Raw genomic sequence first — 10,273 nt, forward strand, 5'->3', positions numbered from 1 at the left:
CCAATTCCAAATCGGTACTGGCTCAGGACTTACGAGGTTAAGAAAATGCGTTCACAAAATATAAGTCGTCTCCGCAATATCGCCCGGACGGGTCGCAAATTTATCGCAAAAACAAAGAGAATCATCACTCTCGGTATCACCGCGCGGCAATGGATGGCATCGATTATGATCTGCGCGATGCTTTCGCCGATGTTCACGATCTCAACCTACGGTTGGAATCGGGTTGAAACCGGTATTCCGGGAATCGGACCGGTCAACGAAGAACTGCCGGTCTGGGCCGAGGCCTATCGTTCGGCAAGCGCGGGGATTGAAGCGTGGTTAACGCCCTATCGTGCGGCAAATCGGGTTCAGGAAGCGCAAGCCGAAATCGGATCCAAACCGGATGATCGATTCGCCGAACCGCTATCGGCCGGACCGGAGGTCAAGCCGCCCGATTCGGCGCCGCTTTTGAGAAAGGTGAAGCGGATTCAAACGAAACTCAAGCCAAAGGTTCAGATCGCCGTCGGGGACTTGCTGGAATTGGCCGCGATGCCCGTTGACAAAAAGGGAGAGGCGGTTCAGGGATTGACGCCCCAGTGGAAATCGTCGAGTCCCGACATTCTCAAGATCGACGCCTCACAGGCGATTGCCGTCAAGCTGGGCAAATCAAAGCTTACGGTCTCCGCCGGAAGCGTCACGCAATCGTTTGACGTATCAATCGTCGAGCGGCCGGTTTCAAATGGCGCAAGTTCGTCACCGCTTTTCAGTCAGATTCCCGATAACGAACAGGGCTATCTGTTCACGCCTGAAAACAACCTCGGGAACCCGCTCGGGCAGGTGGAGCCGAGCGCCAAAACGCCGGCCGCGGCGATCCGCTCGCGCGAACGCGCAGGCATCGCCGATTATAGTTTTTCGCTGCCGGTCGCCGGAATATCGGGTCGCGGAATCGACGCCTCGATCGGCGCGACCTACAACAGCCGAATCTGGACGAAATCTTACAATTCGAACGGTAGCCATTACATTTACGATGTCGAGGGCAGTTGGCTCGCGCCGGGATTCAATCTCAGCTTCGGATATCTCGATGTCAATTATCCGGCGAATCAGACCGTAGTCCCGTACTCGCTGACCGATCCAGACGGGACCCGGCACCAGCTGAATCCGGTTACGGTAAACGGACAAACGCACTACGAGACCGCCGACGGCTCGTTTATCCGCGTGGACGGGTACACCGCGACTTTCCCCGGCGGCACCAAGGTCCGTTACTGGACCGAAGGAACTTCGGGGTCGAGTTCGCGCCACTTTCCGACATCGATCACCGACCGTCACGGCAACTTCATTTCGACGGTTTACAAGGACACGTCCGGACGCCTCGATTATGTTCGCGACACTCTCAGCCGATATATCCGTTTTCACTACGACTCCTCGAACAAACTCGTCGCGGTTACCGTTCCGGGCTACGGAAGCGGACCGAACTCGCAGACGAGCGATCCGGCGCTTGACCGTCAAACGATTCGCTTTTATTACGAATCGCTCAGTCTTCAGTACGAAAACCGATTTGACGGCACGATTACGGTTCCCTACGGCGGAGAGCTTCAGGTGTTGAAGTATGTCTATTTTCCGGCGACGAATACCGGTTACAAATACGATTACTCAAGCTCGTACGGAATGATCTACCGCATCACGAGCTTTCGTGGAATGGTCGCGAGCACGAACAGCCTGACAACGACCGGAACGATAACGAGCGACGGTCAATGGGCCGCGTGGACGAAATACAACTATCCCGGGACCGATACCGAACCGCCGTCGTCAACGCTGAGCGACATGCCGAAATACAACAAGCGGATCGACGAGTGGCGGGGACGGACCAGCGACGGCAACCCGCCCGAGACGTACTTCAACGTTGTTGACGAAACCTCGACCCGAACGACGACGATCACGACTCCGGACGGAGCGGTCTCCGAAACCATCGCGAACAGAAATACGGCGGCATGGAATGACGGCCTGATCACGCAAACTTCCCTCAAGGATTCCTCTGGAAATGTCTTTTCGAAAACGGCTTACACCTGGGAAGAAGGTTCGACAGTTTGGGGGCGCCACAATCCGCGGGTCAAGCGAACCGAGGTAACCAACGACGCCGGGCTGACAAAGGCGATCGTCCTCGAATACGTCGATCTCAACAATGTCGCCTGCGCTTACAACAACGTCTGCCAGGTAAAGGAACACGACTACGCTGCGGCCGGCAGCAACGGTACGCTTCTTCGAAACACTGTTACGACGTACGAGACCGGCGCGTCCTACATCAACAACGGTCACCTTAATCTCCCGAAATCCGTTCGCGTCATCGCCGGCGGCGCGACCGTTGCGCGAACCGACTATAACTACGACACGCAGTCGCTTTTCACCTATTCGAACGCCGATGTCGGCGAAATGTACAACATCTCCTACAACCCGGCAACCGGATCGAGCCAGACGTATTGCGAACCGGGATGTTCCGGAACGCGTCAGAATTGCTGTTTCTCGATTCCGGGCTACAATTCGACGACCGGATATCGCGGCAACGTGACCGAGGTCAAGCAATTCGCGGACGCGACGAACGAGAACGATCCATTGGCGAAAACCGACGTCATGAAATACGACAATGTCGGCAACCTTAGAGAAGCGCCGGTAAGTTGCTGTCAGCTCAAGAAATGGACTTATTCGAGCACGAACAAATACGCCTGGCCGGTCGAGGTCATCAACGGCGACGCCTCGCAGCTTACGACGCAGGCGACCTACGACTACAATACCGGCCTGACCGAAACGACCGTCGATGAGAACAACCAGACCACCGATTACCAGTATGAGTCCGACACGCTCCGGCAGAAAAAGACCGTCTATCCGAACGGCGGCTACGTTCTCACCGAGTACAGCGACAAACTCGTCTCGAATCCGAGCGATCTCGTTCCCGGATTCGTGCGCACGACGACGACGCTCGACGCGAACAAGTCCGTCCAGAGCTACAGCTATTTCGACGGCCGCGGGTTCGGTTTCCGAAGCGCTTCGGAAACTCCGGACGGCTGGAGCATTTCGGCAAGTGAATTCGACAATTCAGGACGACCGGTCAAGAGCTTCAATCCGTTTTTCGCTTCGACGCCAACCGGTTCTCCCGGCGGCACCGCGTACACGAAGATCCTGAACTACGATACGCTCGGCAGAGCAACCAGCGTCCAGCTTCAGGACACGACAACGGTTTCGACCGAATTCAGCACGATATCAACCACGCCTTCCGGCTTCAACAAGACGTTTGTGACGGTCACCGATCAGGCGGGGAAGAAACGTAGGCAAGTGGCGGACTCGCTCGGCCGGACCGTTCGCGTCGATGAACCTGACGCAAACGGCAGTCTCGGTGCGGTCGCGTCGCCCAACCAGCCGACCTATTATGAATACGACGCGAATGACAATCTTTCGAAGGTTACCCAGTCGGACGGAACCGTCACGCAGGAACGCCTGTTCAAATACGATTCGCTCTCGCGCCTGACGCACGAGCGGCAGGTCGAGGCGAATGCGACGCTCAACGACGCCGGGACGAAGGTCACCACGGGCGGTCTGTGGACGAAAGTCCTCACTTACAACGAAGACGGTCTTCTGACCGACGCGTACGACGCCAACGGAGTCCATACCGCGATGCAGTACGACGGTCTGAACAGGCTGAAGAAAGTGACTTACGAGGGAGAATCGGGCTACGAAACGCCCGACGTCGATTACTACTACGATCAGGCGCGATCCGGATTCCACAATATCGGCGCGCTGACGAAGGTTACCACGGCCGCCGTCACGGGAACGCAGGCGACGCCCGCGACCGAAACGCTCTACGATTACGATCTGATGGGGCGGCTGGTGAAGCATCAGCAGAAGATCGGCGATCAGAGTTATCAGCTCGAATACGGTTACAATCTCGCGGGACAGCTCACGTCCGAGAGATATCCATCGGGCCGGATCGTGACCAACGGGTTCGACGCCAAGGGCCGGATGTCATCGGTCGCCGACGCCGATCGGACGTATTTGAGCGGCGTCACGTTCGGCGCCAAAACGCTGCCGACCCAGATCGCGCTCGGCAACGGGACGGTTCAGAACTTCGATTTCAACGAACGGCTTCAGATGAAGTCGCAGGATCTGAAACGCGGGACCGAGGTCCTGCAGAAATACGAATACGGATTCGGCGAACTCAATCCGCAGAGCCAGTTGAAAAACAACGGCAAACTCGAGAGCGTAGTCAGTTACATCGGCAGCCAAAAACAGTGGACGCAGAAGTTCAGTTACGATTCGGTCGGGCGTTTGAAGGAAGCGAGGGAAACGCGCGGCGACAACGAAGCGTTGTCCTACAAACAGGTCTTCGAATTCGACCGTTTCGGCAACCTTTTCAGAAAGGCGACGTCGAACCCGACGACCGGACAGGACACGCCGATCGTCTTCACGCCGATCGAACCCGGCGACATCGACCCGGCGAAAAACCGCTTCACAAGCGCGTCGGGGACGGCGTACAATGACAATGGACAGGTCGTTACCGACGGCAAGTTCCGCAATCTCGGCTACGGGTACGATGCCAACGGACGCACTGTCCGGGCGTCGGAAGCAAACAGGCCCGACGCGGTTTCGGTTTACGACGCGCTCGGGAACCGCGTGGCCGAGAAGGTCAATGATGTTTGGCAATTCGTGATCTATGACGCTTTCGGGAAGCTCGTCGCCGAGTACGGCGGGACCGTCCCGCAAGACGAGGGCGGGGTCAAGTATTACTTGCAGGACTGGCAGGGCTCGGTCCGCGCGGGTGTGAATGCCGCGGGATATGTTAAGTCGAGAACCGATCATCAGGCGTTCGGCGAGGACATCGGATCCGGCATCGGACTGAGAACGACGGCCCAGGGCTTCGGCGCACCGCAAGCGAACCGGCAAGGTTACGGCCTGACCGAAAAGGACTCGACGGGGCTCAACCACACGTGGTTCCGCAAAAACGAAAACCGTGCCGGACGCTGGACATCGCCCGACCCCTACAACGGCTCGGCCTCGGTCGGCAATCCGCAAAGCTGGAATCGGTATTCGTATGTCGAAAGCCAGCCGACGATTTTCGTCGATCCGAGTGGTCTGCGGATGGCGATTCCAATGTACACTTGCGAACCAGTCCTATATATCGATTGGTTTGTTACTGTCTGCACACTGACCGGCTGGTGGATAGTCAACGATGATCCTGGCATCGGCACCTCAGGCGGCGAGCTAGGGGGCGGCGTCGATTCGGCTGGACCGGCGTCGAATGACCCGTCATCAACTGGGGGTTGCAAAAGTGATTGGTGCAATCTTGATTGCCTTAAGAGAGAGGAGCGTGAATGTGAAAACAGCGCACGAAAGTATTTCAATGAAAATGTGTCCTGGAATGTTGTGAAGGACACTCTTGGACTACCAGGCACTCTCCTTACGCTTGACTCCCTGAGAGGCCTGAGTGTCAAGAAGATATTGAAATTTGTAGTTACGAAAGCATTCTGGGGAGCCGCGGTATTGGGTGCGGTTTACGCGTTGTACGATACTACCCAACAAGCAGTCGCTATTGAAAACGAATGCAGAAAGCACATACCGAATAAGTGTGGCAAAGAATGCAGCGAATATCTACCGAAGGTGGGGCGAGCATGAACAGACACGGTGAGTTCAAAGCGACGATGGTTTGGGCTTTTGTAATCTTCTCTGCGCTTTTTATTGGTTTGCCGCTTTGGTCTGAGCTAGGAACAGAGCAGCTCCAATCAATGGAGTTTTACGCCAACACGCTCTTAACATTCTCTTTATTGGCATTAGCATTTGTGATGTTTCGCCGACTGAGATATTGGTTTACATGGATGTTGGTTTTGGTAGTGTTGGCGGTGCTTGGCACAGGAATCGATCTACCCCATCGGTTTGTGGTTTATCCGGGTAAGCACTCGATCGTCGATGCCTTCTTAACGTTGATCGCAATATTGGCATTCTGGGTTCTCGAGAAGCTGGACGAAACTTATGTTGGATCGAATGTCTCCCAAGCCGGAAAATCTAATGCACTTGTCGATGAAGATGAGATTATCGCTCTGAACCTCAACGATGAGAATTGCGAGGTAAAGACTGCACCGAACGATTAGCTTTTAAGCTGACACTGACCGCACCGTGCGACCACGGCGAATTCGCCCGATGCGGTTTCGGTTTACGACGCGCTGGGGAACAGGGTCGCCGAGAAGGTGAATGATGTTTGGCAATTCGTGATCTATGACGCTTTCGGGAAACTCGTCGCCGAATACGGCGGGAATCCGCAGCAGGACGAGGGCGGCATCAAGTATTATTTGCAGGACTGGCAAGGCTCGGTCCGCGCGGGAGTCAATGCCGGCGGTTTCGTCAAATCGAGAACGGACCATCAAGCGTTCGGCGAGGACATCGCATCCGGTGTCGGCCTGAGAACGACGGCCCAGGGCTTCGGCGCGCCGCAAGCGAACCGGCAAGGCTACGGCCTGACCGAAAAGGACTCGACGGGGCTCAATCACACCTGGTTCCGCAAAAACGAAAACCGCGCCGGAAGATGGACATCGCCCGACCCGTACAACGGCTCGGCCTCGGTCGGCAATCCGCAAAGCTGGAACCGTTATTCTTATGTCGAAAGCCAGCCGACGAATTTCGTCGATCCGAGCGGTTTGCTGACGATGCATTGTGAGTTGCGTTTTGTTGTTCCGGTTACTTGCTCTCTTGGCGAGGGCGGAGAATGCGGATTTGACTGGGCGCGTGCCGGTTACGTCTACGTGTGTACGTTTGAGAATAGCCGGGTTGGCACTCGGGATCCTCGAAGTGTGAACCCTGGGAGCGGAGGAGGCTTTAATCAATTAGGTAGGGATCGGCCCTACCCTACCGGAAGCGATGCCGACCGCAAGTATGAGAAATGTATGAAAGAGCGAGTCCGAAAGGATTATGAAAGATGGAAGGGGACGATTATCGATCTCGTTGGGAAAGTCGTGATCAAAGGTGCCTTTACCGCTGTGATAGGTTTGCTTTCGGGCGCGCTGGGCGGCGCTTTGACGCGGAGTGCCTATGTTGCTCTTATCACCGGAGGAATCGGAGTTCTGACAACGGCGGCTGTGTCTGGTTTGATTGACAATGTCTTCGACATCAAGAAAGCCGGCGACGACTTTGTCAAAGACGTCGAGGATTCTCACGATAAGTGTTCATTGGATGCTTATGGCGAGCTAAAGCCGTTTCCGGGAGTTAGCCGCTTTCGATCGTGGTAGTGTTTAGCGCTTTCATGAAGAAGTTGTGGATGGATTCTTAGCGCTTTCGATACCATTTGGCTTCGTTCGCATATTCTTGATTGAGGTATGAGTCAATGGATCTTCTAGTTTATTCAATCTTGGTACTGTTTTACCCTTTAATTCCGATCGTCGCTTTTGTCATTTTCGGTAAACAGTTCATATTTAGATCTCTTTGCCTTGCTTTCTTGATTGGGACCTGTTTGGCAGGCTGCGTCTTGTTGTTCGGTATGTCATATATGTGGAATTTGGGGCCGAACGAGGAAGTTGGTTCTTTCTTTGGTAATGGTCCGGCTGAAGCTATCCGGAGCATATTCGGATGCTATATGCTTGCGCCAGCTTACTTCTCGCTTTGGGCACTTTTCGGAGGTGCCTGGATTGTGAGAAGTACGTCAACTCCGCGCTACTGAAGAGTCCAGAAGACTTGGCATCAACCATCGGAATTGATCCGGTTTCGGTTTACGACGCGCTCGGGAACCGTGTGGCCGAGAAGGTCGATGATGTTTGGCAATTCGTGATCTATGACGCGTTCGGGAAACTCGTCGCCGAATACGGCGGGACTGTTCCGCAAGACGAGGGCAGCGTCAGGTTCTATCTGCAGGACTGGCAAGGCTCGGTCCGCGCGGGTGTCAACGCCGGCGGGTTTGTGAAATCGAGAACCGATCATCAGGCGTTCGGCGAGGAGATCGAATCAGGCATCGGACTCAGAACCGGAACCCAAGGCTATGGCGCTCCGGCCTCGAACCGGCAGGGCTACGGCCTGACCGAGAAGGACTCGACCGGGCTCAACCACACCTGGTTCCGCAAAACGAAAACCGCGCCGGACGCTGGACATCGCCCGACCCATACAACGGATCGGCCTCGGTCGGCAATCCGCAAAGCTGGAACCGGTATTCGTATGTCGAAAACCAGCCGACGAACTTTGTTGATCCGAGTGGGTTGAGTTTTTATGTCTGTTTTGACATTGTGACCTACGGAGGTTATGACAATCAACCAGGACATACGTACGCTCATACCGAGACCGTTTGCTTCGTATTTGGTGGCGGAGTTCCGGGAGGAGGAACGTTCGATACCGCCGGCAATCCCGGAAGCGGCGGAGGAGGAGATGAGTGTCCTCCATGGCCGACAGTCTGTCAGGCTCAAAAGGATCGGGAGGCGGCTCGCAACTTCGGACGGAAGCTTGCTTTACGTGAGCGAGAACAGAAAAAGAAGTTTCTCGAATGTTTCGAGCGTGAAATGAAGGAGGTCAGGCGACAGCTAAGTAACCTTATGGACAAGCACTTTGGAAAGTGGAAAGTAAAGGTTGGTCTTGGTGCAGGTTTGGGATTACTTTCCGCCGCCGGTCCGGGAATAGGAGCTTTGGGTGGAAGTGCCGTTGCACTTTGGGACTGGAAAGTAGAACTTGACGAATTCAACCGCGACAGTTTCGAGCCGACTAGGCGCGCTGCAATCGAGACGTGCCGGGCAGAATCGGGATATCGAGGCAGAATATGAACTCTTTTCGGCTCAGTGATTTGTTGTTGATCCCATTTGTCTTTGGCATAGCGATGTTTTTCTCGTCTATGTTTTCGGAGCAGAAGTGCGACGATCCGCATACGGCTTGGATAATAATTGCGATGATTCTGGCGTATCCTTTCTTCGGTTACGGCAGGCAGAGCACTCTCGTCGGAAACGTGACTTTTTGGAAATGGATCGGCGTTGTGGCGATCTTGGCCGTCTTCATCTGGATCGTACAACGCGGCGTGATTTGAACAACGACCCGGCGACAGGCCTCAACCACACGTGGTTCCGCAAGAACGAAAACCGCGCCGGCCGCTGGACATCTCCCGACCCCTACAACGGTTCGGCCTCGGTCGGCAATCCGCAAAGCTGGAACCGGTATTCGTATGTCGAAAGCCAACCGACGAATTTCGTCGATCCGAGCGGACTTGACGAGGAAGCTCCGATTTTCAGGATGGAAGTCCACACATGGGCTTCTACTTTCGCAAGTTGGTGGTGGATATTCTTTGGAGTTTCTCGAGTTCGCAATGGCGGCCATGTTGGGGAAGGAGGGGGCGGTGGTGATCCGAAGTTCGAACAGTGTGTTTCGCTGGCCCAAAAGACTTGGTCCTGTTCGGAACCTGATAAGCCAACTGAGGAAGAAATGAAGGCGTTTCTAACTGCGCTTGGTGAGGCAGTTGAAGATCTTAGTAAAGCAATCAAGCGGGCAAAAGAAGACTTCTGGCGCAAAAACGAAACACGTCGCCGTTTCTGTATTCGTCACTGCTGGCATCGCAGCTTATGCTGCTTATAAGGCAGGCCGGGCCGGTGCTTTGGTGGGTTCACTTGGCGGACCAGAAGGAGCGGTGTTAGGCGCAACTGCAGGTACTGATTGGCGGGGGCGGTTGCAATTTGGGCCGAAAGCGATAAACAGTGGTGTCGATGTTACCTGCGAAAAGAAGACTTTTGGACAGAGTATAAACGAATCCGACGCAACAATCCGGTGGCTTCCGATTGGGCAGACTGGTACGAAGGGTACCGACAGGCGCTCGGAGATTGTTATGGGCAAATGCGGTGCGAAGTCAATCACGAATGAGAGTGCCGAGGTGAAATATGAGGAACGTCTAAACAGTTGTTTTGGTTTGGTACTATCCATCGTTATGTTCGCAACGCTCGTATTCGTGTTGTTTTGGCGGACATTGCTGCGTGTCAACGTGGATCTTGTGAGTATGGTTAAAGTGACTGCGCCTGCAAGTGCATTTTGGCACTGTCGCAATGTCCACTGCTGGTGGGTGCTTGACAAGCTTGTTAATTGATTGACCGACAGAGATACGAGAACCAGGTGAAAATAAGCCGAATTCCCCGGGTCAATTATGGCAACTGAAGCTTGGCGTGCATATCAGCCGGCTCCGACTGATTGTGAGAGATAATCTCAATAAATGAAAGACGTTTGAAAAGGCCATACATGGGATTCCGAGGCAGTTCGTCGGACAGCTTAAAAGCTATGAAGACGAGGTCTTGGATCCCTTATTAAC

General features: G+C 54.6%; 6 protein-coding genes. All 6 read left to right on the forward strand.

The window, feature by feature from the left end:
• The first annotated feature begins 45 nt into the window (after positions 1-45).
• The 6 genes from IPN69_25105 to IPN69_25130 all read left to right on the forward strand — a co-directional run bounded on the left by IPN69_25105 (position 46) and on the right by IPN69_25130 (position 10,054).
• Positions 46-5,637: an RHS repeat protein gene (locus IPN69_25105; GenBank protein MBK8813989.1), complete on the forward strand. Its 5,592-nt coding sequence runs from the start codon at positions 46-48 to the stop codon at positions 5,635-5,637.
• Positions 5,634-6,110, forward strand: coding sequence for a hypothetical protein (locus tag IPN69_25110; protein MBK8813990.1), 477 nt, complete (start codon positions 5,634-5,636; stop codon positions 6,108-6,110). Before IPN69_25105 ends, IPN69_25110 begins: the two co-directional genes overlap by 4 nt.
• Before the next feature lie 96 nt (positions 6,111-6,206).
• Positions 6,207-7,241, forward strand: a complete 1,035-nt coding sequence (locus IPN69_25115; protein MBK8813991.1) for a hypothetical protein — start codon at positions 6,207-6,209, stop codon at positions 7,239-7,241.
• A gap of 567 nt (positions 7,242-7,808) precedes the next feature.
• Positions 7,809-8,753: a hypothetical protein gene (locus IPN69_25120; GenBank protein ID MBK8813992.1), complete on the forward strand. Its 945-nt coding sequence runs from the start codon at positions 7,809-7,811 to the stop codon at positions 8,751-8,753.
• 253 nt (positions 8,754-9,006) lie between these two features.
• Entirely contained in the window at positions 9,007-9,552 is a 546-nt protein-coding gene (locus IPN69_25125; GenBank protein ID MBK8813993.1) for a hypothetical protein, read from the forward strand.
• Positions 9,437-10,054, forward strand: a complete 618-nt coding sequence (locus IPN69_25130; GenBank protein MBK8813994.1) for a hypothetical protein — start codon at positions 9,437-9,439, stop codon at positions 10,052-10,054. Before IPN69_25125 ends, IPN69_25130 begins: the two co-directional genes overlap by 116 nt.
• Positions 10,055-10,273 lie beyond the last annotated feature (219 nt).

This window comes from Acidobacteriota bacterium, assembly GCA_016715115.1.
In the GTDB taxonomy this organism is placed as follows: Bacteria; Acidobacteriota; Blastocatellia; order Pyrinomonadales; family Pyrinomonadaceae; genus JAFDVJ01.

Excerpts from the sequence above, each read along its gene's own strand:
- IPN69_25105 (MBK8813989.1), top strand. The coding sequence starts at position 46 with ATGCGTTCACAAAATATAAGTCGTCTCCGCAATATCGCCCGGACGGGT.
- IPN69_25110 (MBK8813990.1), top strand. The coding sequence starts at position 5,634 with ATGAACAGACACGGTGAGTTCAAAGCGACGATGGTTTGGGCTTTTGTA.